Source organism: Quatrionicoccus australiensis, from assembly GCF_020510425.1.
GTDB classification, from domain to species: domain Bacteria; phylum Pseudomonadota; class Gammaproteobacteria; order Burkholderiales; family Rhodocyclaceae; genus Azonexus; species Azonexus australiensis_A.
The window spans coordinates 2665529-2691847 of record NZ_JAHBAH010000001.1; the positions used below are offsets into that span (position 1 = coordinate 2665529).

Consider the following 26319-nt stretch of genomic DNA (forward strand, 5'->3'; position numbering starts at 1 on the left):
CGAAGCACTGCAGCGTTGATGTGAAGCGGGTTGGACCCGCGCGGGGAGAGCCTGATTACCTCCAGGGGAGGCAAGTGACTCCCGGCTAACGAATGAGGCCCCCGCGCGCGTCTTTCATCAGGGTCCGGGCAAAAGCCCAAGATGACCGGTTGTAGTACCGCAGTCCTTCACCTTCTCGCACCGGCACGACAGTGAATCGATGAACAGCAGGAAAACGGGATCAGGAATGAAACGATAAAACTTCAGAACGCTTGCAAAGAATGGGGAAGCCCTTGTAGTTTTAGGTAAGGGGCGGCCCGCTTGCGGGACGTCCCAGCAGCCGAAGGCTGCGCCTTGACCGGAATGTTAGGCAGCATGCGCGCTCCCGAACACTTGCGAATACCAGTACGCATTTGGGTCAGCAAACCATGATGAATTTGCTTGGTTTGCGAACTGGGCGAGTTCACTCATGTTGCCCTGATAGCGTTGATAAAGGGCAAGAAACTCCCGAAGGCTCTGAACGGAGAGCTTCTTGGACCGAAGCTGAATATGTAACTCACGGCCATAGCCCTTAACCGAAACGACGCCAGAAATAGACTGCAACCACGAGAAAAACGCCGCCTCGTCACCGGCGGAGAAGTAGCGCATAGGTGCCTGCCAGATGAGCGTGGCCATACGATGCCTAACAGTGTTTACACGGACGCTGGGGTCCGTATAACAATTGATATTGTTGACGTTGGGCTGGCTGCTCAAATCGCATTGTCGTCAGTGACTTAGAATTCCGGCCGTCAGTATAACAAAGCAATATGCCGAACAACTACCGAAGGGCAATGTCTGCTTTGGGGATGGGTAGCCAAGTGTCCGCTTGTGGCCGAAAGCCGTCCGTGGCGCTTCATTGATCCTCCTACTGTTCAAACGCTGTCGCTATGTGGAACATCCGCATCTCGGCTTTTTGCGACTTGCATCACCGTCTGCTCCCGAAAAGTCCCTGAATCCTGCCGTCAACCGCTGCAGCTGCGGCAATATGTCGCAGGGCCCGTCGTATTCGGCCCTATAAAATCCCGCCTTCTTTTATTCTAATTAAATCAGCGTGTTAGTGTTTTCTAATGCTGATTTTTGGGGGCGGCGGTGTTCAGGATCAAATCTTCTGTTTGCATGGTGTTGCTGGCTTTGGGTTCGCTTGCCCAGGCGGTTGAAAGTGGCGAGGATTCCGCCGTGACGCTGGGTGAGGTGCGCGTCCAGAGTGCGGCGGGCGGCTTGCCGGCGCGCAGTGTGCTGAGTTCGGTCAATCTGCTCGGCAGCGACCAGATCGAGAACCAGAACATCAAGGCGCCGTGGCAGTTGTTCAACCTGATGCCGGGCGTGATGATGACCGAGTTCGGCATGGGCACGACCTCGGGCAAGCTGTCCTTCCGCGCCTTCAACGGCGAGGGCGAGGTCAATGCCGTCAAGCTGCTGATCGACGGCATTCCGAGCAACAGCAACGACGGCAACATGCCTTATCTCGACATGCTGGCGCCGCTCGACATCGAGTCCATCGAACTGGTCAAGGGCACCAACGATCCGCGCTATGGCCTGCACAACATCGCCGGCAACGCCAACCTGACGACGCGGATCGGCGGCAATTACACCCGGGCCCGTGTCGGCCTGGGCAGTTTTGCGACGCGCGACCTGCAACTGAGCAAGGGCATCGAGGAAAACGGCCTGGCCCAGAACTATTTCCTCGCCTACCAGGCGGGTGACGGCTGGCGCGACCATGCCTTCTCGGAGAAGTTTTCCGGTGCCGGCAAGTGGTTCTTCAGTCCGAACGAGGGGCGCAGCAACTTCGGCCTGATCGTGCGCGCCTACCAGCAGGTGGCGCAGGAGGCCGGTTACCTGAGCCCGGCCCAGCTGCGCGCCGACCGGCGCCAGTCGCCGGCGAGCAACGACACCGACGGCGGCGAGCGCGCGATGCAGCAGATCAGCCTGCATGCCGACCACCAGTTTTCGGACCGGGTGTACGGCAGTGCCAAGGCCTATCTGAACCACATCGACGACCGTCGCTGGCTCGATTACGGCCAGGGCACGACGCCGCAGGAGCGCGCCATCCAGGAAACCCACAAAGGCGTGATCGGCACGCTGACCTGGCGACCGGTGGTGAGTGGCCTCTACGATCTGGCCATCGAGAGCGGTGTCGATGCCGAGTGGCAGGACAACAGGAGCCAGCGCTACACCATCAGCCAGCGCGTCCGCTCGGCGCAGACGCGAGACCAGCAGTTCGATCTCAATATTGCAGGGGCCTTCGTGCAAGCGGTGATCCGGTTGACCGAGAATCTCAAGATCGTGCCCGCCTACCGGGTTGATAGAGTCGATGGTTCTTACACCAACCTGCGGACCGGCGTGAATTACGCGATCAATGATTTTGGTGTGATCAGTCAGCCCAAGCTCAGCGCCTTGTATACCTTGGCTCCGGGTTACAGCCTGTACGGCAATGTCGGACGCTCCTTTCAGATCGGTGGCGGTACTGGTGCATATCATGTCAATCCGCTGGTCGACCAGACGCCCTCGCTCAACGATGGCTGGGAGGCCGGTCTGAAATTCAAGCCGCTGGCCGGAGTCGAGGGGCGAGTCGCCCTGTGGCGCCAGGTCGCCTCGAACGAAATGCCGCGCGTACTCTATGGAGACGACAACGATGTCGAGGCGATTGGCAAGACGCGTCGTCAGGGCATCGATCTCGAACTCTCGGCGCGCCTGGGCGATCGTACCCGTGTTTGGTCCTTCCTTTCCTTGCAGCAGTCGAAGATCCTGCAGGCCGGTGCCACCGAGCCGGAGGCACAGGGCAAGGAAATTGATCATGTACCGCCTTACCTGGTGTCGGCCGGGATCGAGCATCGCCTGCTGCCGGCCTTGCGCGTCTCGGCGACGGTTAATGCGCAAGGGTCTTATTATCTGAATCGCAAAAATTCGACTGATAAATTTGGCGCCTACACGCTGCTCAACCTGTCGGCCAATTACCAGCTCAACCGCACGACCAGCCTCGACTTCCAGGTGCGCAACGTGGCCAATGAAAAGTACGAATATGCCTGGTACTCGAAAGATGTCGACAAAACCTTCCATTCGCCGGGCGAAGGGCGCAGCTTCTTTGCCGCCCTCAATCTTGCCTACTGAGGCCAGCGCATGATGCGGCAGCGTCGGCGTCGTTTCTGGCTGGCGCTGCATCGCTGGCTCGGCCTGTCGGCAGGCCTGCTCTTCGTGTTGCTCGGGCTGACCGGCAGCGCCTTGTGCTTCTATCAGGAGATCGACCTCCTGCTCAATCCGCTGCCACGCCCGATGGCGGCGGTGACGGCCGATTATCGCTGGCAGCCGGTGGCCGATGCGCTGCGGGCCAACTACCCGGACTATGCCGGGCCGTGGCGCATCGAGGTGCCGCTCGCCGCCGGGCGGCCCATCGTTGCCCGTTACTACCGGCCGCCGGAACGCGCCGGCCGCAGCTTCGCGCCGCGCCTGGTGGCGCTCGATCCGACGACGCTGGCCGTGGTCCAGGACCGCTACTGGGGTGATTTCGCGATGACCTGGCTGTTCGACCTGCATTACATGCTGCTCGCCGGTGCGACCGGCCGGGTCGTGCTGGCCTGGTGCGGTGCCGTGCTGCTCGTGGTGCTGGGCATCGGCCTGTGGCTGTGGTGGCCGGCGCCGGGGCGCTGGCGCGAACGCATGCGCCTGCAGCTACGCCCGGGCCGGGTGCGGGCGACCTATGACCTGCATGTGCTGAGCGGCGTGTATGGTCTGCCCTTGCTGCTCGTGCTGGTGGTGACCGGGATTGTGCTCGAAGTGCCGGATACCGTGCAGCCGGCGGTCGCATTGCTCGGTCCATTGACCAGGGCGCCGGACGCCTTGCCAGTCGAGCCTGCGCCCCTGTCGCTCGACGCCGCGCTGGCCGTCGCTCGCAGCCGCTTTCCCGATAGTCAGCCGCGCTGGCTGGAGACGCCGGCACGGGATGGCGGGGTGACGCGGATCAGGCTAGAGCGGCCGGGCGAGCCGGGCCGGCGCTTTCCGCAAAGCACGGTCTGGGTCGGGAGCGCTGCCAGCCCGCTGGCGGTGCGCGATATCGCGGCCGATTCGCCGGCCGACCGTTTCATGGCCTGGCAGCATCCGCTGCACAACGGCGAGGCCTTCGGCCTGCTCGGCCGGATTGCGGTCGCCGGGGCCGGCTTGCTGCCCTTGCTGCTTTTTGTCAGCGGCCTGCTGCGCTGGCGCCAGAAATGCGCAGCCCGTGCCGGCCGGGACTGAAAATCCGCTTCAGCGCCGCTGCCAGACCTGCCAGCGTTCGCGTCCGGAAAAGACCGCAATCGAGTCGTCGACCGCTGCGTCTTCGAGCCGTGTGAAATTGGGCGTCAGCAGGGCGTCGAGTTCGTCCGGCAGGATGCCGAAGGGCGGGCCTTTCGGCTGCTCGCAGATGAAGAAGAAACCGGCGAGCAGGGCGCCGCTCGGCAGCAGTTCGGCGACGCGGCGGCCCCAGTCGGCCCACAGCTTGCGCGGCAGGGCGCAGAGGAAGGCGCGTTCGTAGATCAGCTCGAACGGTCGACTGCCGGAAAAAGTGAAAAAGTCGGCGCAGACGAGGTCGACCGCTGTGTCGCCGAGCACTTCGCGCGCCGTGGCGACCGCCGTCGGCGAGAAGTCGAGCGCCGTCACCGGCCAGCCGGCATGGGCCAGATGCACCGCTTCCCAGGCGCTGCCACAGCCGGGAATCAGCGTGTTGAGCGGCGTCGACCGCTGGCCGACGAAAGCGGCGAGGGCGTTCGGCACCTTGCCGGCATCCCAGGGCATGACGCCCGTGCCGAAGCGCTTGCACCAGAAATCCGGGTGTTCCGGGCGTTGATGGTCGGCTTTGCTCTGTGCCGGGGAAGTCGGGCTGTCGCTCATGCTAAGATTGCCCTCTTTCCAACCCTTGCTGCGTGCCGTTTCATGTCCGCTCCTTCGAAGATTGTCATCGCTTCCCGCGAATCGCGCCTCGCCATGTGGCAGGCTGTTCATGTCCAGGGCCGTCTGGCCAGTCTGAATCCGGGGGCTGAGGTCATCATTCTAGGCATGACCACCAAGGGTGACCAGATTCTTGATCGGCCGCTCGCCGAAATCGGCGGCAAGGGCCTGTTCATCAAGGAACTCGAAGTCGCGATGCAGGAGGGCAAGGCCCACCTCGCCGTGCATTCGATGAAGGACGTGCCGATGGTGATGCCGGAAGGCTTCGTGCTGGCCGCCATCTCGGCGCGCGAGAATCCGCGCGATGCCTTTGTCTCGAACAAATACAACGGCCTCGACGAACTGCCGGCCGGTGCCGTGGTCGGCACCTCCAGCCTGCGCCGCGAAGCCATCCTGCGCGCCAAATATCCGCAACTGGTCATCAAGAGCCTGCGCGGCAATCTCGACACGCGCCTGAAAAAGCTCGACGCCGGCGAATACGACGCGATCATCCTGGCCGCCGCCGGCCTGATCCGCCTCGGCCTGGAAAACCGCATCAAAACGGTGTTGACCGCTGAACAGTCGCTGCCGGCCCCCGGCCAGGGCGCGCTCGGCATCGAATTGCTCGACGGCGCCGCCAACATGCTCGATGTCGTCGCGCCGCTCAACGATCCGGAAACCGCCCACTGCGTCAAGGCCGAACGCGCCTTCTCGCGCGCCCTCGGCGGTTCCTGCCAGGTGCCGCTGGGCGGCTACGCGATCATCGACAACGGCCAACTGTGGCTGCGCGGTTTCGTCGCCACCGCCGACGGCAAGGAAATGATCGCCGCCGAGTTGCGCGGCAATCCGGCCGATGACGAAGCGCTCGGCCTGCAACTGGCCGCCACCCTGCGTGCCCAGGGCGCCGATGCCATCCTGGAAAAGCTCGCCCACTGCAAATAATGACTTCTGGCGGCCCGCTTGCCGGCCGAACCATCGTCGTTACCCGGCCCAGGGCGCAGGCAGCGCCGCTGGCCGAGGCGATTGCCGCCGCCGGCGGTAAGCCGCTGCTCTTCCCCCTGCTCGAAATTGCGCCGGCCGCCGATCCGGCGCCGCTGGCTGCGGCTGTTGCCGATTTGCCGCAATACAGCCTCGCCGTTTTCATCAGCCCGAATGCGGTCGACCATGCCGTACCGGCCATTTTGGCGCGCGGGGCGTGGCCGGCCGGCTTGCGTCCGGCGGCGGTCGGGCCGGGCACGGTCAAGGCCTTGGCGGCGCATGGCATCGCCAACTGCCTGGTGCCGGCAGAGCGCTTCGATTCGGAAGCCCTGCTTGAATTGCCGGAGCTTGCCGCCACAGCGGTCGACGGCCGGCGAGTGGCCATTTTTCGCGGCGACGGCGGCCGCGAATTGCTCGCCGATACCTTGCGCCAGCGCGGCGCGACGGTCGATTGCATTACCTGTTACCAGCGCTCCGGCCCGACTGCCGGCGCCGACGAATTGCTCGCCGCCTGGCGCGCCGGGCGGCTTGATGCGCTCACCGTGTCGAGCAGCGAAGGCCTGCGCCATCTGTGCGAATTGCTCGACGGCGAAGGCATGGCCTGCCTGCGCGCCACGCCGCTTTTCGTGCCGCATGCCCGCATCGCCGAAAGTGCGCGGGCGCTCGGTCTCGACAAAATTATCCTCACCGCAGCAGCGGACGCCGGCATCATCGCCGGTTTAGTTGCTTATAATTGGCTGGCATGATGTCCGAAAACGATCAAACTCCCCCTCCCGCCGCGATGCCTGTTTCTGCTCCCACTCCCGTTTCCGCCCGTTCGGCCCGCTCTGCGATTGCGTTGGCGATTGCCGTCATCGCGCTGCTGCTGGCCGGCTGGCAATGGTTTGAAAGCCGTGCGCGGCTGGCCGATGTGGCTGCCGCCAGCCTGGAAGCGCGCGGTGCGCAAAAGGAAGTGCGCGAGCAGTTCGAGGCGCTGCAGGTCCGGCTGGGTGCGCTCGAAGGCCGCCTGAGCGAATTCCAGAGCCAGGGCGCCGCCTTGCAGGGGCTCTACCAGGAAATCGCACATAACCGCGAGGATGCGACTCTGCTCGAAGTCGAGCAGGCGATCACGCTGGCCAGCCAGCAGCTGCAACTGGCCGGCAACGTGCCGGTCGCGGTGCTCGCCTTGCAGACCGCCGACCTGCGTCTGGCGCGTCTCGATCCGGCCCGTTACCTGCCGCTGCGCAAGGCGCTGGCCAAGGATCTGGCGCAGTTGAACGGCTTGGTCATGGTCGATGTGCCGGGTATCAGCCTGCGTCTCGAGCAGGTTCTGCTCAATGCCGACAAGTTGCCGCTGGTGGCGGACGGTCGACCTGTCGTCAAAGCCGAAAATGCCGCCCCGGCCGCGCCCCTCACTTGGTGGCAACGCCTGAGCGGTGCCGCCGGCGAAGAGTTCAAGGGCCTGGTGCGTATCCAGCGCTTCGACCGCAGCGAGCCGGTCCTGCTGGCACCCGGCCAGGACTTCTTCCTGCGCGAAAATCTCAAGCTGCGCCTGCTCAATGCCCGTCTGGCATTGCTCTCGCGTGATTCCTCCACCTTCCGCGCCGAACTGGCGGTCGCCCAGTCCTGGCTGACCCGCCATTTTGATGCCGCCGACAAGACCGTACAGGCAACCCAGGCCAGTTTGCGCCAGATGGCCGGCAGCGAACTGAACGCCACGCTGCCTGATCTCGGCGCCAGCCTGTCGGCGGTACGTGCCCTGCGCACCGGCAAGGAAAAGCGGTGAAGAGCCTGTTCTGGATCCTGGCGCTGTTTGCCGCCGCCGTGGCGTTGGCGCTCGGCGCGCGCATGAATGACGGCTACCTGCTGCTGGTGCTGCCGCCCTGGCGCATCGAAATCTCGCTCAACCTGTTCATCCTGCTGCTGGCACTCGGCTTTGTCGGGGTCTATGCCGCCCTGCGTACCTTCTTCCTGGCTGCCGGCATGCCGCAGCGGGCGCGCGAGTATCGCGAACGGCAGCAGAAGGCACGCGCTGCAGTGGTCTTCCAGGATGCGGTGCGCCTGCTCTTCGAAGGCCGTTTTGGCCAGGCCCTGAAAAAGGCGACCGAGGCGCATGCGGCCGGCACGGCACCCGGCCTGTCTGCGCTGATCGCGGCGCGCGCCGCACAGCGCATGCGCGAATCGGGCAAGCAGCGGGGCTGGATGCAGCGCGCCAAACTCGACGATCCGCGGACCGAAGCGGCGACGCTGATGCTCGAAGCCGAAATGATGAACGAGGCGCGCCGCTTTGATGAAGCGCTGGTCGCCCTGGAGCGTCTGCAGGCGACCCACGGTCGCCATATCGCCGCGCTGCGCCTGGAACTGCGGGCACGGCAGGGCGCCGGCGACTGGGATGGCGTGCTCAAGTTGGCGCGGCAACTGGCCAAACGTGATGCGCTGCCGCTCGAAGTGGTCAGTGAAATCAAGGTACAGGCGCACCTCGCCAATATTGCCCGGCATGCCGGCGATCGCGGCGAGTTGAGCGCATACCTGCGCGGCATTGCCGCCGATGAGCGCAACTGGCGCATCGTTTTGGCCGCGGCGCGGGCGTTGACCGCGCTGGGCGCCGATGCCGAGGCGCAGAAACAGATCGAGTCGGTGCTCGCCGATGACGCGCTTGACGCCGCCTGGCAGCCGGAACTGCTGGTTATCTACGGTCGTCTGGCCGGTGGCGAGCAGACGGCCCGTATCGCCCGCGCCGAAGCCTGGCTGCGCCAGCATCCCGACGATGCCGTGCTGCTCCTGGCGCTGGGCCGGATGTGCCTGCGCCAGCGCCTGTGGGGCAAGGCGCAGAGTTATCTTGAAGCATCGCTGGCCGTGGCGGAGTCGCAGGAAGCGCATCTCGAACTGGCCCGCCTGTTCGACCTGCTGGAACGCAGCGAAGAAGCCAACAAGCATTACCGGGCAAGTGCCAGATCAGAAGTGCATTAGCCTGAAATAAAACAGGAGCGAGGGGACAAATGCTGAATATCGACATGCGCAAGATCTACAATTTTTATCCCCTCGACCCGGCACCGGATGCGGCGAGCCTGCCGAGTGGCGGCGATCTTTACTACGAATGCACCGAATGCCAGGTCATCGTCAATTCGGTGCCGCACATCAAGGCGGCCTGCGCCTGCGGCAACCTGGCCGGCAGCGGCGGCAAGCTGGAGGTGAAAAACCCGGAGCAGGTCCGGGTTGTGCGGGGCAAGCTGAAGTAGGATCGAGGATCGAGGATCGAGGATCGAGGATCGAGGATCGAGGATCGAGGATCGAGGATCGAGGATCGAGGATCGAGGATCGAGGATCGAGGATCGAGGATCGAGGATCGAGGGCGGGTCTGCTTTTGCTGACAGCTCGATCCTGAATTCTGGATCCTAAATAGCCAGCCAGTCCTGCGGCTGCAGGAAGACTTCATACAATTCGGCTTCCGGCGTGCCGGCTTCCGGCTGCCAGTCGTAGCGCCATTTGACGATGGGCGGCAACGACATCAGGATGGATTCGGTGCGCCCGCCCGATTGCAGGCCGAACAGCGTGCCGCGGTCCCAAACCAGGTTGAACTCGACGTAGCGGCCGCGCCGGTAAGCCTGGAAGTCGCGTTCACGCTCGCCGTAAGGCATGTCGCGCCGCTTGCCCAGCACCGGCAGGTAAGCTTGGGTGAACGCATTGCCGACGGCCTGGGTCAGGCTGAAACAGCGCTCGAAATCGCCTTCGTTGAGGTCATCGAAGAAGACACCGCCGACGCCGCGCGGCTCGTTGCGGTGCTTGAGGAAAAAGTAGTCGTCGCACCAGGCCTTGTACTTCGGGTAGACCGCGGCGCCGAAGGGCGCCAGCGCATCCCGGCAGGTGCGGTGAAAATGGATCACATCTTCGCGTTGACCGTAATAGGGCGTCATGTCCATGCCGCCGCCGAACCACCAGACGTCGGCTTCGCCTTCCTTGCGTGCGACGAAGCAGCGCACGTTCATGTGTGCCGTCGGGCAATACGGATTGCGCGGATGCAGGACCAGCGAGACGCCCATCGCTTCCCAGGAACGGCCGGCCAGTTGCGGCCGGACGGCGGTTGCTGAGGCGGGCAGCGAGGTGCCGGTAACGTGCGAGAAATTGACGCCGCCGCGCTCGAAGAAGTTGCCTTCCTCGATCAGGCGCGAGGTGCCGCCGCCGCCTTCCGGGCGAACCCAGCTGTCGGTGCGAAAGGCTGAGCCGTCAAAGGCCTCCAGTTCGCTGACGATACGGCTTTGCAGTTCGGTAAAGAAGGCCTTGAGGCGGGCGGTGGGGATGTTTTGTTCAGACATTTTTGTTGTTCGCGGGGAGTGAAGGGGCGGCATAAACCGCATAGCGATTGCGCCCGGCCGCCTTGGCGCGGTACATCGCGACATCGGCCTGGCTCATCAGCTGGCTGGCGGTTACCGATTCTGCCTGCTGCTTTTCACAGATGACAATGCCGATCGAGGTGGTGACCGTGAGGGCGAGATCGCCAATGATGATCGGTTGGGCCAGCGCATGCAGGCAGGTTTCGGCAACGCGTTCGGCGGCTTCGAGCGGGTTGTCGGCCGGGCTGAGGATGATCAGGAACTCGTCGCCACCGAGGCGGCCGACCGTGTCGGCGGTACGTACGCTGTCGCTTAGGCGACGGGCAATTTCGATCAGCAGCAGGTCGCCGACCTGATGGCCGTGGTTGTCGTTGACTGTCTTGAAACCGTCCAGGTCAAGAAAAAGCACTGCCATGCTGTGCTGGATGCGGGGCATCTGCTTCAGGCCGTTCTCGAGGCGGTCGGTGAGCAGCAGACGGTTGGGCAGGCCGGTCAGGACATCGTGATGCGCCATTTCAGCGAGGCGGTATTCCTGCTCCTGCAGTTTGCCCTGCAGGCGGTTGAAGCTGTTGGCGACGTCGGCCACTTCATCAGCAGAGCGGGCTTCGACCGGGTGCATCGGGCGGGTGCCTTCCGCCATGCTGTGCAATTCGCCGGCCAGCGTGGCGAGCGGTTGCAGCAGGCGGCTCAGCGCGGCGAGCAGCATCACGACTATCGGCAGCGCCAGCAGGGCGGTGATCAGCAGCAGGTTGCGCAGGGTGTTGGCAACGGTAGCAAAGGCTTCCTTGCCCGGTTGCCGGGCGATCAGCAGCCAGCGCGGCTGGGGTACCCCGACAATGGCCACGAGTTCCTCTTCGCCCGCAGCATTGGTGATGATGCGGATGCCACGCATGCCGTTGATTGCCTGGTCGATGATCGGATCTTTGCCGGTGTCAGGCAGGGGGGTAACCGCCGTGCTCTTCTCCGAGGTCAGTGCGTAGATGCGGTGGCGTGGCGAGATCAGCTGGTAACTGCCCTGGGTGCCCGGCCTCACGCCCTGGATCAGGTCGAGAAAGCCGGGTGTAGCCAGCGGCGTCACGCCGGCCAGGATGCCGAGCAGATTGTTTTGCGGGTCGAAGATGGGGACGGCGACGACCAGTGCGGGCTCCTGCGTGGCACGGGCGATCAGGGGCTTGCTGACGACGGTTTCACGGCTGGCGATGACGTCGATGAACCAGTCGCGGTCGGTAAAGGACTTGGGGCGCGTTTTCAGGTGCGGCGTGTCGGCCAGGGTGGGGCCGCCATCGGGCGGGATGACCATCAACCCGATCGGGAACAGGGTGTGGATGGCCTTGCGGTCTTCCAGCCAGATTTGCAGCGCCGCCGGGTTGGTGAACAGCGCGGGCGGCATGTTGAGCGCAACGCGCTTGAGGCTTTCGCGGCGCAGCGTGATCTTGCCGTCGATGTCGCGGGCAATGTAGTTGGCCGCGGTGAGTTGCTGCTGGGAGACAAGATCCTGCATGTCGTCATGCAGGATCTTGGTGGCAAACAGCGAAATCAGCGTGATACCGGCCAGAAGCAGCAGGCCGGCAACGACAGCAATCCTTGTCTTGAGACTGCTGCCGAAGTGCAAGATCATTGCGCCGGCAACTTAGCGGGAAATGGCGCGGTAGCCAATGTCCTTGCGGAACTGCATGCCATCGAAGTGGATCTGCACAGCCGATTCGTAAGCCAGCTTCTGCGCCAGCTTGACGTTCTCGCCCAGCGCCGTGACACAGAGCACGCGGCCGCCGTTAGTCACCACCTGGCCGTCGGCATCGGTCGTGCCGGCGTGGAAAACGTGGGCGTCCTCGCCAAAGCTGTTGCCGTTCGGCAGACCGGTGATCTGGTCGCCCTTCTTCGGGCTGTCGGGGTAATTGGCGGCAGCGAGCACGACGCCCAGCGCGACGCGGCGATCCCATTCGGCTTCGACGGTGTCGAGCGTGCCGTCGATGGCGTGTTCGAGCAGATCGACGAAATCGGACTTGAGGCGCATCAGGATCGGCTGGGTTTCCGGGTCGCCCATGCGGCAGTTGAATTCCAGGGTCTTGACCGTGCCGTCCTTGTTGATCATCAGGCCGGCGTAGAGGAAGCCGGTGAACGGAATGCCGTCGGCCGCCATGCCGCGTACGGTCGGCAGGATGATTTCGCGCATGGCCTTGGCATGCACTTCCGGCGTCACGCAGGGCGCAGGGGAGTAAGCGCCCATGCCGCCGGTGTTGGGGCCGGTGTCGCCGTCGCCGATGCGCTTGTGGTCCTGGCTGGAAGCCAGGGCGAGCACGTTCTTGCCATCGACCATGACGATGAAGCTGGCTTCCTCGCCGTCGAGAAATTCCTCGATGACGACGCGGGCACCGGCATCGCCCAGCTTGTTGCCGGACAGCATGTCGTCGATCGCGGCATGCGCTTCTTCCAGGCTCATGGCAACGACGACGCCCTTGCCGGCGGCCAGGCCGTCAGCCTTGATGACGATCGGTGCGCCTTTTGCATCGATGTAGGCGTGCGCAGCGGTCGACTCGGTAAATGTGGCAAATTCCGCGGTCGGAATGTTGTGGCGGGCCATGAAGCGCTTGGCGAAATCCTTGGAGGATTCGAGCTGGGCGGCTTCCTTGGTCGGGCCGAAGATTTTCAGGCCACGGGCGCGGAAGACATTCACCACGCCGGCTGCCAGCGGCGCTTCCGGGCCGACCACGGTCAGGTGGATCTTGTTCTGCTCGGCAAAATCCGCCAGTGCCACCGGATCGGTGATGTTGATGTTTTCCAGCTCATGCTCGCGCGCCGTGCCGGCATTGCCGGGGGCGACGAAAACCTTCTGCATGCCGGGCGTCTTGGCGAGGCGCCAGGCCATGGCGTGCTCACGGCCGCCGGAACCGATGACTAGTAGATTCATGGGGTGTTTCCTTGTCGTTATATCCGAGGCGATTTCGTGGCCGGCAAGGCCGTGACGCGAAGACGAGCCGAAGACAGTGCTGTTGCACGGCGAGGCGAAGTCGACAAAGTCACGGCGTGGCCGGGCGCGAAATCAGTGGCGGAAGTGGCGGGCGCCGGTGAACACCATCGCAATGCCGTGTTCGTCGGCGGCTGCAATGACTTCCTCGTCGCGCATCGAGCCACCCGGCTGGATGACTGCCTTGGCGCCTGCTTCGGCCAGCACGTCGACACCGTCACGGAACGGGAAGAAGGCATCGGATGCGACGACCGAGCCGGCCAGGTCGAGACCGGCATGCTGTGCCTTGATGCTGGCGATCTTGGTCGAATCGACGCGGCTCATCTGGCCGGCGCCGACGCCCAGCGTCATGCCGTTGCCGCAGAAGACGATGGCGTTCGACTTGACGAACTTGGCGACGCGCTCGGCGAAGAGCAGGTCTTCGATCTGCTGCGCGGTAGGCTGTACCTTGGTGACGATCTTCAGGCCGGAGGCCTGGGCCGTGAAGTTGTCCGGCGTCTGGACGAGCAGGCCACCGCCGACACGCTTGTATTCGAGGGCGTTGAGTTGGCGCGAGATCGGCACGACCAGCACGCGCAGGTTGGCCTTGGCGGCCAGCGCAGCCTTGGCTTCGGCGGTGAAGGCCGGGGCGATCAGCACTTCGACGAAGTGCTTGCGCTCGTTCATGGCGTTGACGACATCCATGCCGACTTCGCCGTTGAAGGCGATGATGCCGCCGAAGGCCGAGGTCGAATCGGTCTTGAACGACTTTTCGTAGGCGCCGAGCAGGGTGCCGTCGACGGCGACGCCACACGGGTTGGCATGCTTGACGATGACACAGGCCGGGGCATCGAAGGACTTGACGCATTCCCAGGCGGCGTCGGAGTCGGCGATGTTGTTGTAGGACAACTCCTTGCCCTGCAACTGGGTGTAGGCGGCGATGCTGCCGGCGACCGGGTTGGTTTCGCGGTAGAAGGCGGCCGACTGATGCGAGTTCTCGCCGTAACGCAGGATTTCCGTGCGGTCAAAAGCCAGTTGCAGCTTGGCCGGGAAGATGGCCGGAACCGGCGCGGCTTCGGCCGGCTTGGCTTCAGCGCCGTCGTCGAGGCCGGTCAGCCAGTTGGCGATCATGCTGTCGTAGCGGGCGGTGTGGGTGAAGGCCTTCTTGGCCAGACCGAAGCGGGTCGCCAGTTGCAGGGCGCCGCCGTTGGCTTTCATCTCGGCGAGCAGCGGGGCGTAGTCTTCCGGATCGGTGACGATGGACACGCCGTTGTAGTTCTTGGCCGAAGAACGGACCATGGCCGGGCCGCCGATATCGATGTTCTCGATCGCATCTTCCAGCGTCACACCGGCCTTGGCGATGGTCGCCGCAAACGGGTAGAGATTGACGCAGACCAGGTCGATCATCGGAATGCCGTGCTGTTCGATGGTCGCCAGGTGTTCCGGCAGGTCGCGACGCGCCAGGATGCCGCCGTGTACCTTCGGGTGCAGCGTCTTGACGCGGCCGTCGAGCATTTCCGGGAAGCCGGTGTAGTCGCCGATTTCGGTAACGCTCAAGCCGGCATCGCGCAGCATTTTCGCGGTACCGCCGGTGGACAGCAGCTTGACGCCTTGGGCGGCAAGGCCCTGGGCGAATTCGAGAACACCCGTCTTGTCGGAGACGGAAATCAGCGCTTGTTTGATGGTCATATTAGGATCGAGTGATTAGGAATTAGGAACGAGTGGTTAGGATCGAGGATCGAGTGATTAGGATTCAGGATCGAGTTGCCTAGGAGTTAGGGTGCCTACTAACAGCTAATGGCTGGATCCTCGATCCTGGAAGCTTGATCCTAGAGCAACTGGTGTTCGGTAAGTTTCTTGCGCAGGGTGTTGCGGTTGATGCCGAGCATCTCGGCGGCCAGCGTCTGGTTGCTGCCGGCCTTGGCCAGAACGACCTCGAGCATCGGCTTTTCGACGCTGCGCAGGACCATGTCATAGATCGCGCCCGGTTTTTCCCCATCCAGGTCGCGGAAGTACTGCTCCAGTGCGTTGATCACGCACCGCCCCAAATCATGTTGGCTCATGCTGCCAACGCCTCCTCTGAAATATATTTAAGATGTTCGTGCGCTTCTGCCTGTTGGTGGAAGAAGTCGTTCACTGCCTGCATCTGTTGTTCGATGCTCGGCAAAGTGTTCATTTCCTTGCGGAAGGCCGCTGAGCCAACCAGCCCTTTGGTGTACCAGGAGATGTGCTTGCGGGCGACCTTGAAGCCGGTTTCCGGGCCGTAGAAGTCGTACAGGTCGACCAGGTGGGCCTTGAGGATTTCGTGAATCTCGGTGACCCTGGCCGGCGGCAGGTGCTGGCCGGTTTTCAGGTAGTGCTCGATCTCGCGGAACAGCCAGGGGCGGCCCTGGGCGGCGCGACCGATCATGACGCCGTCGGCACCGGTCACGTCGAGTACGTGCTTGGCCTTTTCCGGGCTGGTGATGTCGCCGTTGGCGATGACCGGGATGCGGATCAGCGTCTTGACCATGGCGATGGTGTCGTACTCGGCTTCGCCGGTGTATTGCTGGCAGCGCGTCCGGCCGTGGATGGCAACGGCGCGCACGCCGGCCGATTCGGCAATACGGGCGATGGTCGGCGCGTTGCGGTTGGCGAGATTCCAGCCAGTGCGGAATTTCAGCGTGACCGGGGTATCGGGAATGGCGCCGACTACGGCATCGAGGATCTGGCCGACCAGCTTTTCGTCCTGCATCAGGGCCGAGCCGGCCATTACGTTGCAGACCTTCTTGGCCGGGCAGCCCATGTTGATGTCGATGATCTGGGCGCCGTTGTCCACGTTGTGGCGGGCGGCTTCGGCCATCATTTTCGGGTCGGCACCGGCGATCTGTACCGAGATCGGCGCGACTTCACCCTGGTGATTGGCGCGGCGCAGCGTCTTGGCGCTGCCGTAAAGCAGCGAGTTGGACGTGACCATTTCGGACACGGCCAGGCCGGCGCCCATCTTCTTGCACAACTGGCGGAAAGGACGGTCCGTCACGCCAGCCATGGGCGCGACAAACAGGTTGTTGCGAAGCGTGAAACCGACAAAATCCATGGGCGAGCGAGGGCGCGAGGCGAATCAAGGGAAGCCGCACATTTTACCCGAGTCGGCGCCTAAAAAATAGTCAATTTGTAAAGTTGGGGGATCGTTGCTGCGATCCCCCGTTTGCCTCTACGGCCAGGCGCGGGCGCCCCAGATCATGCGCTTGGCGACGAAATGGCGGGCTGGCGGGCACAGGTCGAGGGCGAGCAGGCCGAGGCCACGCGCCAGTTTGAGCGGTCCGAAATCGTTCGAGAAGGCGCGCACGATTTTGTCGGTAAAGAAGGCGCTGCCCTGGCGGTCGAGCTTGCGGCTGGCAGCGTAGCGGGCCAGTGCTGAGCGGTCGACGCCGTCGGCGAGCAATATTTCGGCGAGTTGCCAGGCGTCGCGGATGCCCAGGTTGAAGCCCTGACCGGAGACCGGATGCAGGGTCTGCGCCGTGTTGCCGATCCAGACTTCGTTGCCCTTGGTCAGCGTGTCGCGCAGGCGCAGGTAGAGCGGGAAACGGCTGCGCTTGCCCGGTTTGGCAAAAGTCATGCGCTGGCCGAACTGCTTTTGCAGGGCGGCGATGAAGGCATCGTCGTCGAGTGCCATGACGGCATCGGATTTTTCCGGCGGCAGCGTGAACACGATGGAAAACTCGTCGCCGAGCGGCAGCAGCGCAAGCGGGCCGTCCGGCGTGAAGCGTTCCCAGGCGCGCTTGTTGTGGCCCGGCGTCGGCGTGACTTCGCAGATCACTGCATGCTGCACGTAGTCGCTGACCGTCACGCCCGGCTGGTCGCCCGGCGTGCCTTCGGCGTGCACCAGCAAGCGGGTGCGGATGTGGCGGATTACATCTTGATGGCGCAGTGTGACGTCGACGTACTCGTCGCCGGCCTGGATCTCGATGATTTCGCTGCCGGCGAGCACGGCATCGGCAGCGAGATTCTTGCTCAGGGCGGCGCTGAGGTCGCGATAGCGCACGACGTAGCCGAGCGCCGGCAGCTTGTAGTCGTTGCGATCGATGACGGTGCGCCCGAAGCCGTCCTTTTGCGAGACGTGGATGGTTTCGATCGGCGTTGCGGCGCGCGTCGGCCAGCTCTCGATCTGTTCGAGCAACTGGCGGGCGCCGTGCGACAGGGCGAGGGCGCGCGGGTCGTCCTGTTGGGCGTCCAGCGGTCGACGGTCGATAAGCAGCGATTTCTGCCCGCCGGCGGCGAGCGCCAGATGCAGCGTCTGGCCGACCGGGCCGGCGCCGATGATCAGGACGTCAACGTGTTCAATGGCGGCTTCAGTCATGGCGCATGACTTCCTCGATTTCGGCGACCGTCTTTGGCGCCGTGGTGAAGACATGGCAACCCGCTTCGGTAACGCGCACATCGTCCTCGATGCGGATGCCGATGCCGGCCAGGGCCGGCGGAATGTCGGCGCCGGGGCGGATGTAGAGGCCGGGTTCGACGGTCAGCGTCATGCCCGGTTGCAGCGAGGTCCAGGCGTCGCCAACCTTGTATTCGCCGGCGTCGTGCACGTCGAGGCCGAGCCAGTGGCCGGTGCGGTGCATGTAGAAGCGCTTGTAATCGCTTTTTTCGATCAGGTTGTCGAGATCGCCGGCGAGCAGCTTGAGGTCGATCAGGCCCTGGGTCAGCACGCGCACGGCGGCGTCGTGACCTTCCATGAAGTGGCGGCCGGGCGCGGTCGCGGCAAAGGCGGCGTCCTGCGCGGCGAGGACGATTTCATAGACGTCCTTCTGCGCCGCATTGAAACGGCCATTGACCGGGAAGGTCCGGGTGATGTCGGCAGCGTAGCCGGCGACTTCGCAGCCGGCGTCGATCAGGACCAGCGTGTTGTCGTTGAGGATCTTGTTGTTCTCGACGTAATGCAGCACGCAGGCATTGGCGCCGCCGGCGACGATGGGCGTGTAGGCGTGCGCGTCGGCGCCGCGCTTTCTGAATTCGTAAGTCAGTTCGGCTTCCAGCTCGTACTCGGCCATGCCCGGCTGGCAGGCGCGCATGGCGCGGGCGTGGCCGGCGCTGGCAATGTCGGCCGAGCGCTGCTGGATATCCGCTTCGGCGGCATCCTTGATCAGGCGCATGGCGTCGAGCTCGAAACGCAGGTCGTGGATGGCGCGCGGTGCCCGCTTGCCGGCCCGACTCTCCGCGCGCACGGCATTCAACGCCCTGGCGATGCGCGCATCCCAGGCATCGTCGTGGCCGACGGCATGCCACAGCGTGTCGCGGTCGACGAGAAATTCGGGCAGTTTTTGGTCGAGCAGTTCGATCGGGTAGGCGGCGTCGAAACCGAAGGCGGCTTTGGCGGCCTTCGGGCCATAACGGTAGCCGTCCCAGATTTCGCGCTCTGCGTGCTTCTCGCGGCAAAAAAGGATGGATTTCGGACGTCGACCGCCAACCAGCACGACGACGGCTTCCGGTTCCGGGAAACCGCTTAGGTACCAGAAGTAGCTGTCGAAACGGAAGGGGTGATGCGCATCGCGGTTGCGCACGACTTCCGGCGCGGTTGGGATGATCGCGACGCCGTCGCCGATGGTCTTGAGGAGGCGCTTGCGGCGGGCGATGAAATGGGCGTGGCTCATGCGTTTCTCAATTCGGTATCCAGTTCCGCCAGGCGTTGTGGTGTTCCTACATCGACCCAGCGGCCGTCGTAACGTTCCCCGGTCAGCGTGCCAGCGGCGATCGCGGCATCGAGCAGCGGGCGCAGTTTCATGATCGAGCCGGCTGGCACGTCGGCAAACATGGCCGGCGAAAAGACGCCGATGCCGGCGTAGGTGAGTGTTTGCTCACCCTGGGCGTAGACGACGCGTTCGCCGTCCAGACTGAAGTCGCCGCCGGCATGGTGCGCCGGGTTGGCGACGAAGAGCAGGCGGGCGCCGCCGGCGGGGCATTTTGTGGTGTTTTCAGCGACCATGGAAGCAACGGCTGGTCCTAGGGTCGACCGGGAAAAACACGCGAAATCCACGTCGCAGTAAACATCGCCATTGACGACCAGAAACGGTTCGCTGTCGAGCAGTGGCAGGGCGCTTGCGATGCCGCCCGCGGTTTCCAGCGCGCCCGGTGGTTCCGGCGAGTACTGGATATGCAGGCCCCAGCGCGCGCCGTCGCCGAGCGCCGCCTCGATCTGCGCGCCGAGATGGGCGTGATTGATGATGATGTCGCGAAAGCCTGCTGCCGCCAGGCGCTCCAGGTGCCAGACGATGAGCGGCTTGCCGCCGGCTGCGAGCAGCGGCTTGGGCGTGTGGTCGGTGAGCGGTCGCATGCGTTCGCCGCGACCGGCGGCCAGGATGAAGGCTTTCATTTCGGGATCGAGGATAGAGTTGTCAGGATTCAGGGGCGAGTGGTCAGGGCGGGTTTTCACTCGATCCTGACTCCTCGATCCTAACCGCTATCGCCGGTAGCCAATCTGCTCGGTATTGCCTTCCAGCTTGTCGAGCAGGTTGAGCAGCGGCTTGAGCTGGAGGTAGCGGTGGGCGGTCTTGCGGGCGTAGTTCATGAAGCGCGGCAGGTCTTCGCTGTATTTTTCCTTGCCGTCGCGGTACTTGAGGCGGCAGAAGATGCCGAGCACCTTGAGGTGGCGTTGCAGGCCCATCAGTTCGTAATCGCGCCAGAAGTCGCCGAAATCCTCGCGTACCGGCAGGCCGGCGGCGCGGGCCTTTTCCCAGTAACGGACGACCCAGTCGAGTTCCTGTTCTTCTTCCCAGGAGATGAAGGCGTCGCGGAAGAGCGAGACGACGTCGTAGGTGATCGGGCCGTAGACGGCGTCCTGGAAGTCGATGATGCCCGGCGTCAGGCGTTCGGCGCTTTCGACGACCATCAGGTTGCGCGGCATGAAATCGCGATGCACGAAAACCTTGGGCTGGGCCAGTGCCGAGTTGATCAGGAACTTGAAGGTCCGGTCGAGCATCAGCTTTTCGTTGTCGTCGAGCTGCACGCCGAGGTGGCGACCGATGAACCATTCCGGGAACAGGTCGAGTTCGCGGCGCAGCAGCGTCGCGTCGTAAGGCGGCAGCGTGCTCGCCTTGCTGGAGAGTTGCCATTTGATCAGCACGTCGAGGACCGGACGGATCAACAGGTCGGCCAGCGACAGGTCGGCGTTCAGCGCATCAAGATAGCCGATGCGGCCGAGGTCGGTGAGGACCAGGAAACCGTTGTCGAGATCCTTGTCGAGGATGCGCGGCGCGGCAAGATCGGCCTTGGCGAGCAGGCCGGCGACGTGGATGAAGGGTTTGCAGTCCTCTTTTTCCGGCGGCGCATCCATCAGGATGCGTGTGCTGCCGTCCGGCCAGGTCAGCCGGAAATAGCGGCGGAAGCTGGCATCGGCCGAAGCGGGGGTGATCTGGACGGTCTGGCCGGGGAAGCGACTGGCAACCCAGTCGGTAACAAGTTGATCGCGCGACATCTGCCTGGAGTGGGTTCGTTGTAAAATGGCGCGATTTTAACACCCGGGTTCCAGCCGTTCCGGTGTTGCCCACCAACTGATCGCCCAGATGACTGGTTTTGCCCGCCGCCCGCTTGCCGTTTTTGTTTGTTGCATGTTTACTGGAATGCAGACCAGTCATGCCGCAATCGACACGGCGCGCCTGCCTTTGCCGCAAGGCGAGACAGTCGCTCCGACGCCGCTGCAGGCAGACGATGTCCTGCTGCTGGCCGCCAACGACACCCCGGTGCGCCTGCGTGTCGAGCGCAAGTTCAATGTGCTGGGCAAGAAGAAGATAACGCCGGCGCCGGTGGTCGGGATTACGCACCCGGTAGATTTGAACAAGGATGACAGCTATCCGCTGTTCATTGTCGCCGACCATATCGAGGGGCGGGCGGGTGAAACGACCGAAGCCGATGGCAGCGTCGAGTTGCGTCGGGCTGGTTCGCTGGTTTTTGCCGACAAGCTGACCGCTTGGCCGCTGGATGACGAGATCGAGGCAAGCGGCAACGTTCGCTTGTTGCAGGATGGTGCCGAGATCGAAACCTCCTATCTCCGCATGAAAATGTCGGAGCAGATCGGCTTTACCAAGGATGCGGATTACAACATCGTCCGCGAGGTCAAAAGCAACTTCTATCGGCCGCAGCAGACTTATTTGTCGGTTGCCACGACGGCAACGTCGTCGGGGGCGCCAATGATGCTCAATGTGCCGAATTCCTATGGTTTGCCGACCACGGTGCCGCCGACCCGGGCGACTGATGCGAGTGGTCATGCTGAGCGCATTGATTTCGAAGGTGAAAACCAGATCCGTCTTTCCGCCGCGACCTATTCAACCTGCAAGCCCGGTGAGCATGACTGGTATTTCCGGGCGACGGAGTTTCATCTCGACTACGATAGGGATGTTGGTGATGCCAGCAATGCCACGCTTTGGTTCGAGGGCGTGCCGCTGTTCTACACACCTGCCGCATCTTTTGCGTTGAATCGGCAGCCACGTTCTGGTTTCCTGCATCCCCATTTCTCGACGTCGACGAAAAACGGCCTTGATGTCACTGCGCCTTTGTACTGGGCGATCGCACCGAATTACGATGCAACCTTTTTTCCCCGTTACATGAGCAAGCGTGGTCTCCAGCTGGGGACCGAGTTGCGCTACGTCGACGAGTACACCACGCATGTGACGCGTGGCGAGTATTTGCCGAACGACGATGCCGAACAGCGTAGCCGCTACGCGATCAGTATCTCGCACCAGCAGAGCCTGGGGCAGGGCGTTTCGGCCCAGGTGGACTGGAATGAGGTTTCCGACGCGCATTACTGGGAGGACATGTCCTCGCGCCTGATGCAGACTTCGCAGACGCAGTTGCGGCAACAACTGGCCCTGAACTATTCACCGGCTCCCTGGCTGACCAGCAGCCTGCAGATGCTGCACTACCAGACCTTGCAACTCGACCCGACCATCAAGCGGCCCTACTTCCTCGATCCGCAATTTACCGTGGTCGGCTACAAGCCCGATTTCCTGAAAACCGATCTCAGCCTGATCGGCCAGTATTCGAAATTTACGCACCCGACCCAGGACCAGGGCAGCCGTTTCGTCTTCTATCCGCAGTTGTCGCTGCCAATTGTCAGTCCGGCCTTCCAGATTACGCCCAAGGTTGGTTTGCACATGAGCAAGTACGATATCGACCGGCAGCAGAATCCGGGTGAACCGACCAGTTTCAGTCGCACCATCCCGACCTTTACGCTCGATGCGACTGCTGTTTTCGAGCGCGACAGCAACTGGTTGGGCAACGATTACATTCAGACACTGGAGCCACGTCTCTACTACGTGAATATTCCTTACAAGGATCAGAGCAAGATCCCGGTTTTCGACTCGGCACTGACCGACTTCAACTTTGCCCAGATGTTTGCCGAGAATCGTTACAGCGGTTTTGACCGGATCAACGATGCCAATCAGCTGACAGCCGCCGTTACCAGTCGCCTGATCGATGCCCGAACCGGGGTCGAGCGAGTCAAGGCAATGATCGGCCAGCGCTATTATTTCAAGTCGCAGCAGGTGGCGATCGACGGCGAGACTGCTCGCTCTTCCAGTTTTTCCAACCTGGTGGCAGCGGTCAACGGTGCAATCTTGCCGAAAACCTATGCCGATGTGGCCTGGGAATACAACTATCGGGATGGCATCAGCGAACGTTTTTCTGCCGGCCTGCGTTACCAGCCCGAGTTGGGCAAGGTCATCAGCGCCAGTTACCGTCTGACGCGTGATTCGCTGACCAATACGTCGACCGTCGATCAGATCGATATCGCCGGCCAGTGGCCGTTGGGGTCGCAATGGTATGCCGTCGGGCGCTACAACTACTCCCTGCGCGACAACAAATTGCTGGAGGCGATTGCCGGTTTTGAATACAACGCCAGCTGCTGGTCGGCACGCTTTGTCGCGCAGCGCCTGGAGGCGACCACCACGACGGCCAATACCTCGCTCTTTTTCCAGCTTGAACTCAGCGATTTCGGTAGTATTGGCGCGAATCCGATCGGCCTGCTGCGGCGTACCATTCCCGGCTACGGCAAAACCAACGAACTGCCCACCAGCGGCAGCCTGCTCTCCCCTTGATGAATACCATGTCCAATCCAATTCGCCGTTTGCTTGTCCTGATTTCCTGCCTGAGCGGATTCCTTGCCCAGCCGGTATGTGCCGCGCCGCAGGAACCGGTCGAGGCTGACCATATCGTGGCCGTGGTCGGCAATGAGGTGATCACCTATTACGAGTTGCGCAGTCGCCTCGAAACGGCGCTCAAGCAACTGCAGAAACAGGGAACGCCGTTGCCGCCGCAGGATGTGCTGGAGCGCCAGATGCTCGAGCGGGTGATCATGGATCGGGCGCAAGTGCTCTATGCCCGTGATACCGGCATGCTGGTCGATGATGTGCAGCTCGATCAGGCGATTGGCCGGATTGCCGCCAACAACAAGATGGATGCGAAGCAGTTCCGGCAGGCGCTGGAAAAGGATGGCATCGAATACAGCAAGTTCCGCGAGGAGATCCGCACCGAGATGCTGATGGTGCGCCTGCGCGAACGCGAAGTGGATAGCAAGCTGGTCATTTCCGATGGCGAGATCGACAACTACCTGGCCAATCAGCCGGCCGGTGCTGCTGCCAAGGAAGAATATCAAATCGCTCACATCCTGCTGCGGGCGCCGGAGTCGGCCAGTCCCGAGCAATTGCAGAAATTGCGTCTGCGCGGTGAGCAGGCGCTCAAGCGGGCACGGGCCGGCGAGAATTTCTCCGAGTTGACGGCCTCTTTCTCCGATGCGCCCGATGCCCTGAAGGGTGGCGATCTCGGCTGGCGGCCGCTGGATCGCCTGCCGGCGCTCTATGCCGACAGCGCGGCGCGTTTGTCGGCTGGCGGGGTCAGCGACCTGCTGCGCTCCTCGGCCGGTTTCCATGTCATCAAGTTGCTCGGCAAGCGCGGCGGAGCCGGTCCGGCTTCGGTGCAACAGACGCATGCCCGGCACATCCTGGTTCGCATCAACGAAGTCGTTTCCGAAGCCGAAGCACGGCGCAAGCTGGAGAACGTGCGCGAGCGCATCGTCAATGGCGTCGATTTCGCCGAGCAGGCGCGTCTTTATTCGCAGGACGGTTCTGCCGCCAAGGGCGGCGATCTCGGCTGGCTGAGCCCGGGCGACACGGTGCCGGAATTCGAGCGCGCCATGGATGCGCTGAAACCGGGCGAACTGAGCCCGGTCGTCCAGTCGCCGTTCGGCATGCACCTGATCCGGGTGGACGAACGCCGCGAGCGCGACGTCTCGGTCGAGCGCGAACGCGGTGCGGCGCGTCAGGCCCTGCGCGAGCGCAAGCTCGACGAAGCCTATCAGGACTGGCTGCGCCAGCTGCGCGACCGGACCTACGTCGAAAACCGGTTGCAAGAACAGTAATGCGGCCGCTGATCGCCGTTACCAGCGGCGAACCGGCCGGGATCGGACCGGAAATCTGCCTGCGCCTGGCCGGCCACGCCCGCGCAGCCGATGTCGTCATTCTCGGCGACAAGCGCCTGCTCGCGGCGCGCGCGGCCCAACTCGGGCTGGCGGTCGAACTTTTCGATTATTGCCCCGGCCAGGCGGTCGACCGTCCGGATGCGGCCAATTCGCTGACCGTGCTCGACATCCCGCTCGCCGCGCCGGCCGTTGCCGGTCAGCTCGATGCCGCGAACGGCCCTTACGTCCTCGCCATTCTCGATCGTGCCCTGGCCGGTTGCCAATCCGGCGAATTTGCGGCGATGGCGACGGCGCCCGTGCACAAGGGTGTGATCAACGCGGCCGGTGTGCACTTCACCGGCCACACCGAATATCTCGCCGAAAAGACCGGCACCCCGCTCGTCGTCATGATGCTCGCCGGCAATACCGAGCGCGGCCCGCTGCGCGTCGCGCTGGCGACCACGCACCTGCCGCTCAAGGACGTGCCGGCGGCGATCACCGCCGAGGTGCTGGCGCGGACGCTGCATATCCTGCATGCCGATTTGCAAAAAAAATACGGCCTGGCCGCGCCGCGCATCCTGGTCGCCGGACTCAATCCGCATGCCGGCGAGGGCGGTTACCTTGGCCGCGAGGAAATCGAGGTCATCACACCGGTGCTCGACAAGCTGCGCGGCGAGGGCCTGCTGCTCTCCGGCCCGTATCCGGCCGATACCATGTTCACGCCGCCGATCCTGGCGCGGGGCGATGCCGTGCTTGCCATGTACCACGACCAGGGGCTGACCGCGCTCAAGTACGCGACCTTCGGCCAGGGTATCAATGTCACCCTCGGCCTGCCCATCATCCGGACCTCGGTCGACCACGGCACGGCGCTGGAATTGGCCGGCACCGGGCGCGCCGATCCCGGCAGCCTTTTTGAAGCGGTCGCCGAAGCGGCCAGAATGGCGGTAAAGCAATGAAAGAACACGTCGCGCGCAAACGCTTCGGGCAGAATTTCCTCGTCGACCAGGGCATCATCGGTGCCATCGTCTCGGCGATCAATCCGCAGCGCGGCGACACCGTGGTCGAGATCGGCCCCGGCCTCGGCGCCATCACCCGGCCGCTGCTCGATCGCGTCGATCATCTGCATGTCGTCGAAATCGACCGCGACCTGATCGCCCGCTTGAAGAAGCAGTATCCGCGCGAGCGCATGACCATCCACGAGGGCGACGCGCTTGCCTTCGATTTTGCGACTATCGGCGGCAAGCTGCACCTGGTCGGCAATCTGCCCTACAACATCTCGACGCCGCTGCTCTTTCACCTCGCGGACTATGCCGAGTCAGTCTACGACATGCACTTCATGCTGCAGAAGGAAGTCGTCGAACGCATGGTGGCGACGCCGGGCGATGCCGATTTCGGCCGCATGTCGGTGATGCTGCAGTACCGCTTCCATCTCGAATGGCTGATCGACGTGCCGCCGGAAAGCTTCGACCCGGCACCCAAGGTGCAGTCGGCCGTCGTCCGCCTGATCCCCAAGGATGTGGCCGAACTGAACGCGAAAAACCACGACAAGTTTGCCCAGATCGTGCGGATTGCCTTCGCGCAACGCCGCAAGATGCTGCGCAACACGCTCAAGGGCACGCTCAGCGACGCCGATTTTGCCGAACTCGGCATCGATCAGACGGCACGCCCGGAAGATCTGACGGTCGAAGACTACGTGCGCATCGCCAACCATCTTTCCTGAGCGCAGCCCCCTGTCTCTGGCGATG

The 26319-nt window shown here is 63.4% G+C and carries 23 protein-coding genes; 11 read left to right on the forward strand and 12 right to left on the reverse strand.

From position 1 onward, the window contains the following. Positions 1 to 345 precede the first annotated feature (345 nt). The gene (locus tag KIG99_RS12840; RefSeq protein WP_226460515.1) at positions 346 to 654 is read right to left on the reverse strand and encodes a hypothetical protein; all 309 of its coding nucleotides are present in this window, start codon (positions 652 to 654) and stop codon (positions 346 to 348) included. Between the two features lie 453 nt (positions 655 to 1107). Between KIG99_RS12840 and KIG99_RS12845 the strand changes: the two genes are divergently transcribed. Together KIG99_RS12845 and KIG99_RS12850 are read left to right on the forward strand one after the other, a co-directional pair. Continuing rightward, complete coding sequence (locus tag KIG99_RS12845; RefSeq protein ID WP_226460516.1) at positions 1108 to 3126, forward strand: TonB-dependent receptor; 2019 nt, start codon at positions 1108 to 1110, stop codon at positions 3124 to 3126. Between the two features lie 9 nt (positions 3127 to 3135). Next, positions 3136 to 4248: a PepSY-associated TM helix domain-containing protein gene (locus KIG99_RS12850; protein ID WP_226460517.1), complete on the forward strand. Its 1113-nt coding sequence runs from the start codon at positions 3136 to 3138 to the stop codon at positions 4246 to 4248. 9 nt (positions 4249 to 4257) lie between these two features. On the opposite strand, the gene KIG99_RS12855 is transcribed toward KIG99_RS12850, so the two are convergent. Further along, positions 4258 to 4881 (reverse strand): methyltransferase domain-containing protein, encoded by a 624-nt coding sequence (locus tag KIG99_RS12855; RefSeq protein WP_226460518.1) that lies wholly within the window; start codon positions 4879 to 4881, stop codon positions 4258 to 4260. 42 nt (positions 4882 to 4923) lie between these two features. Between KIG99_RS12855 and hemC the strand changes: the two genes are divergently transcribed. The 5 genes from hemC to KIG99_RS12880 all read left to right on the forward strand — a co-directional run bounded on the left by hemC (position 4924) and on the right by KIG99_RS12880 (position 9113). Further along, the gene (gene hemC / locus KIG99_RS12860; protein ID WP_226460519.1) at positions 4924 to 5859 is read left to right on the forward strand and encodes a hydroxymethylbilane synthase; all 936 of its coding nucleotides are present in this window, start codon (positions 4924 to 4926) and stop codon (positions 5857 to 5859) included. After that, the gene (locus KIG99_RS12865; RefSeq protein ID WP_226460520.1) at positions 5859 to 6641 is read left to right on the forward strand and encodes a uroporphyrinogen-III synthase; all 783 of its coding nucleotides are present in this window, start codon (positions 5859 to 5861) and stop codon (positions 6639 to 6641) included. Before hemC ends, KIG99_RS12865 begins: the two co-directional genes overlap by 1 nt. Before the next feature lie 92 nt (positions 6642 to 6733). After that, positions 6734 to 7660, forward strand: coding sequence for a uroporphyrinogen-III C-methyltransferase (locus KIG99_RS12870; RefSeq protein WP_226460521.1), 927 nt, complete (start codon positions 6734 to 6736; stop codon positions 7658 to 7660). Continuing rightward, positions 7657 to 8844, forward strand: a complete 1188-nt coding sequence (locus KIG99_RS12875) for a heme biosynthesis HemY N-terminal domain-containing protein (protein WP_226460522.1) — start codon at positions 7657 to 7659, stop codon at positions 8842 to 8844. Before KIG99_RS12870 ends, KIG99_RS12875 begins: the two co-directional genes overlap by 4 nt. Positions 8845 to 8873: 29 nt before the next feature. Continuing rightward, positions 8874 to 9113 (forward strand): hypothetical protein, encoded by a 240-nt coding sequence (locus tag KIG99_RS12880; protein WP_226460523.1) that lies wholly within the window; start codon positions 8874 to 8876, stop codon positions 9111 to 9113. A 156-nt stretch (positions 9114 to 9269) separates the two neighbouring features. Here the strand turns inward: KIG99_RS12880 and hemF are convergent, their stop codons facing one another. The 10 genes from hemF to KIG99_RS12930 all read right to left on the reverse strand — a co-directional run bounded on the left by hemF (position 9270) and on the right by KIG99_RS12930 (position 20599). Next, positions 9270 to 10187 carry an oxygen-dependent coproporphyrinogen oxidase gene (hemF, locus tag KIG99_RS12885; RefSeq protein WP_226460524.1) on the reverse strand — a complete coding sequence of 306 codons (918 nt, stop codon included), beginning with the start codon at positions 10185 to 10187 and terminating at the stop codon, positions 9270 to 9272. After that, positions 10180 to 11823 carry a sensor domain-containing diguanylate cyclase gene (locus KIG99_RS12890; RefSeq protein WP_226460525.1) on the reverse strand — a complete coding sequence of 548 codons (1644 nt, stop codon included), beginning with the start codon at positions 11821 to 11823 and terminating at the stop codon, positions 10180 to 10182. Before KIG99_RS12890 ends, hemF begins: the two co-directional genes overlap by 8 nt. Positions 11824 to 11835: 12 nt before the next feature. After that, entirely contained in the window at positions 11836 to 13113 is a 1278-nt protein-coding gene (purD, locus tag KIG99_RS12895) for a phosphoribosylamine--glycine ligase (protein ID WP_226460526.1), read from the reverse strand. 132 nt (positions 13114 to 13245) lie between these two features. Continuing rightward, the gene (gene purH / locus KIG99_RS12900; protein WP_226460527.1) at positions 13246 to 14838 is read right to left on the reverse strand and encodes a bifunctional phosphoribosylaminoimidazolecarboxamide formyltransferase/IMP cyclohydrolase; all 1593 of its coding nucleotides are present in this window, start codon (positions 14836 to 14838) and stop codon (positions 13246 to 13248) included. Between the two features lie 140 nt (positions 14839 to 14978). Continuing rightward, positions 14979 to 15212: a Fis family transcriptional regulator gene (locus KIG99_RS12905; protein WP_226442363.1), complete on the reverse strand. Its 234-nt coding sequence runs from the start codon at positions 15210 to 15212 to the stop codon at positions 14979 to 14981. Continuing rightward, entirely contained in the window at positions 15209 to 16225 is a 1017-nt protein-coding gene (dusB, locus tag KIG99_RS12910; RefSeq protein WP_226460528.1) for a tRNA dihydrouridine synthase DusB, read from the reverse strand. Before dusB ends, KIG99_RS12905 begins: the two co-directional genes overlap by 4 nt. Before the next feature lie 117 nt (positions 16226 to 16342). Further along, a complete protein-coding gene (locus tag KIG99_RS12915) occupies positions 16343 to 17488 on the reverse strand; it encodes an FAD-dependent monooxygenase (RefSeq protein ID WP_226460529.1) in 1146 nt (381 codons plus the stop codon). Next, a complete protein-coding gene (locus KIG99_RS12920; protein WP_226460530.1) occupies positions 17481 to 18779 on the reverse strand; it encodes an aminopeptidase P N-terminal domain-containing protein in 1299 nt (432 codons plus the stop codon). The genes KIG99_RS12915 and KIG99_RS12920 overlap by 8 nt, the downstream gene beginning before the upstream one ends. Continuing rightward, positions 18776 to 19498, reverse strand: a complete 723-nt coding sequence (gene murU / locus KIG99_RS12925; protein WP_226461827.1) for an N-acetylmuramate alpha-1-phosphate uridylyltransferase MurU — start codon at positions 19496 to 19498, stop codon at positions 18776 to 18778. Before murU ends, KIG99_RS12920 begins: the two co-directional genes overlap by 4 nt. An 87-nt stretch (positions 19499 to 19585) precedes the next feature. Further along, positions 19586 to 20599: an aminoglycoside phosphotransferase family protein gene (locus KIG99_RS12930; RefSeq protein WP_226460531.1), complete on the reverse strand. Its 1014-nt coding sequence runs from the start codon at positions 20597 to 20599 to the stop codon at positions 19586 to 19588. Positions 20600 to 20732: 133 nt separating this feature from the next. Between KIG99_RS12930 and KIG99_RS12935 the strand changes: the two genes are divergently transcribed. The 4 genes from KIG99_RS12935 to rsmA are packed head-to-tail and all read left to right on the forward strand — an operon-like array spanning position 20733 to position 26294. Continuing rightward, positions 20733 to 23216: an LPS-assembly protein LptD gene (locus KIG99_RS12935; protein ID WP_226460532.1), complete on the forward strand. Its 2484-nt coding sequence runs from the start codon at positions 20733 to 20735 to the stop codon at positions 23214 to 23216. Further along, positions 23216 to 24535 (forward strand): peptidylprolyl isomerase, encoded by a 1320-nt coding sequence (locus KIG99_RS12940; protein ID WP_226460533.1) that lies wholly within the window; start codon positions 23216 to 23218, stop codon positions 24533 to 24535. Before KIG99_RS12935 ends, KIG99_RS12940 begins: the two co-directional genes overlap by 1 nt. Then, entirely contained in the window at positions 24535 to 25530 is a 996-nt protein-coding gene (gene pdxA, locus KIG99_RS12945; protein ID WP_226460534.1) for a 4-hydroxythreonine-4-phosphate dehydrogenase PdxA, read from the forward strand. Before KIG99_RS12940 ends, pdxA begins: the two co-directional genes overlap by 1 nt. Next, positions 25527 to 26294, forward strand: a complete 768-nt coding sequence (rsmA, locus tag KIG99_RS12950; protein WP_226460535.1) for a 16S rRNA (adenine(1518)-N(6)/adenine(1519)-N(6))-dimethyltransferase RsmA — start codon at positions 25527 to 25529, stop codon at positions 26292 to 26294. Before pdxA ends, rsmA begins: the two co-directional genes overlap by 4 nt. Positions 26295 to 26319 lie beyond the last annotated feature (25 nt).

What these genes read in the sequence shown, in the direction of transcription:
- rsmA (WP_226460535.1), top strand. Translation starts at nt 25,527, where the DNA reads ATGAAAGAACACGTCGCGCGCAAACGCTTCGGGCAGAATTTCCTCGTC.
- KIG99_RS12865 (WP_226460520.1), top strand. Translation starts at nt 5,859, where the DNA reads ATGACTTCTGGCGGCCCGCTTGCCGGCCGAACCATCGTCGTTACCCGG.
- hemC (WP_226460519.1), top strand. Translation starts at nt 4,924, where the DNA reads ATGTCCGCTCCTTCGAAGATTGTCATCGCTTCCCGCGAATCGCGCCTC.
- KIG99_RS12920 (WP_226460530.1), bottom strand. Translation starts at nt 18,779, where the DNA reads ATGAGCCACGCCCATTTCATCGCCCGCCGCAAGCGCCTCCTCAAGACC.
- KIG99_RS12855 (WP_226460518.1), bottom strand. Translation starts at nt 4,881, where the DNA reads ATGAGCGACAGCCCGACTTCCCCGGCACAGAGCAAAGCCGACCATCAA.
- KIG99_RS12890 (WP_226460525.1), bottom strand. Translation starts at nt 11,823, where the DNA reads ATGATCTTGCACTTCGGCAGCAGTCTCAAGACAAGGATTGCTGTCGTT.
- murU (WP_226461827.1), bottom strand. Translation starts at nt 19,498, where the DNA reads ATGAAAGCCTTCATCCTGGCCGCCGGTCGCGGCGAACGCATGCGACCG.
- KIG99_RS12935 (WP_226460532.1), top strand. Translation starts at nt 20,733, where the DNA reads ATGTTTACTGGAATGCAGACCAGTCATGCCGCAATCGACACGGCGCGC.
- pdxA (WP_226460534.1), top strand. Translation starts at nt 24,535, where the DNA reads ATGCGGCCGCTGATCGCCGTTACCAGCGGCGAACCGGCCGGGATCGGA.
- KIG99_RS12850 (WP_226460517.1), top strand. Translation starts at nt 3,136, where the DNA reads ATGATGCGGCAGCGTCGGCGTCGTTTCTGGCTGGCGCTGCATCGCTGG.
- KIG99_RS12905 (WP_226442363.1), bottom strand. Translation starts at nt 15,212, where the DNA reads ATGAGCCAACATGATTTGGGGCGGTGCGTGATCAACGCACTGGAGCAG.
- dusB (WP_226460528.1), bottom strand. Translation starts at nt 16,225, where the DNA reads ATGGATTTTGTCGGTTTCACGCTTCGCAACAACCTGTTTGTCGCGCCC.
- KIG99_RS12940 (WP_226460533.1), top strand. Translation starts at nt 23,216, where the DNA reads ATGAATACCATGTCCAATCCAATTCGCCGTTTGCTTGTCCTGATTTCC.
- KIG99_RS12915 (WP_226460529.1), bottom strand. Translation starts at nt 17,488, where the DNA reads ATGACTGAAGCCGCCATTGAACACGTTGACGTCCTGATCATCGGCGCC.
- purH (WP_226460527.1), bottom strand. Translation starts at nt 14,838, where the DNA reads ATGACCATCAAACAAGCGCTGATTTCCGTCTCCGACAAGACGGGTGTT.
- KIG99_RS12880 (WP_226460523.1), top strand. Translation starts at nt 8,874, where the DNA reads ATGCTGAATATCGACATGCGCAAGATCTACAATTTTTATCCCCTCGAC.
- hemF (WP_226460524.1), bottom strand. Translation starts at nt 10,187, where the DNA reads ATGTCTGAACAAAACATCCCCACCGCCCGCCTCAAGGCCTTCTTTACC.
- KIG99_RS12930 (WP_226460531.1), bottom strand. Translation starts at nt 20,599, where the DNA reads ATGTCGCGCGATCAACTTGTTACCGACTGGGTTGCCAGTCGCTTCCCC.
- purD (WP_226460526.1), bottom strand. Translation starts at nt 13,113, where the DNA reads ATGAATCTACTAGTCATCGGTTCCGGCGGCCGTGAGCACGCCATGGCC.
- KIG99_RS12840 (WP_226460515.1), bottom strand. Translation starts at nt 654, where the DNA reads ATGGCCACGCTCATCTGGCAGGCACCTATGCGCTACTTCTCCGCCGGT.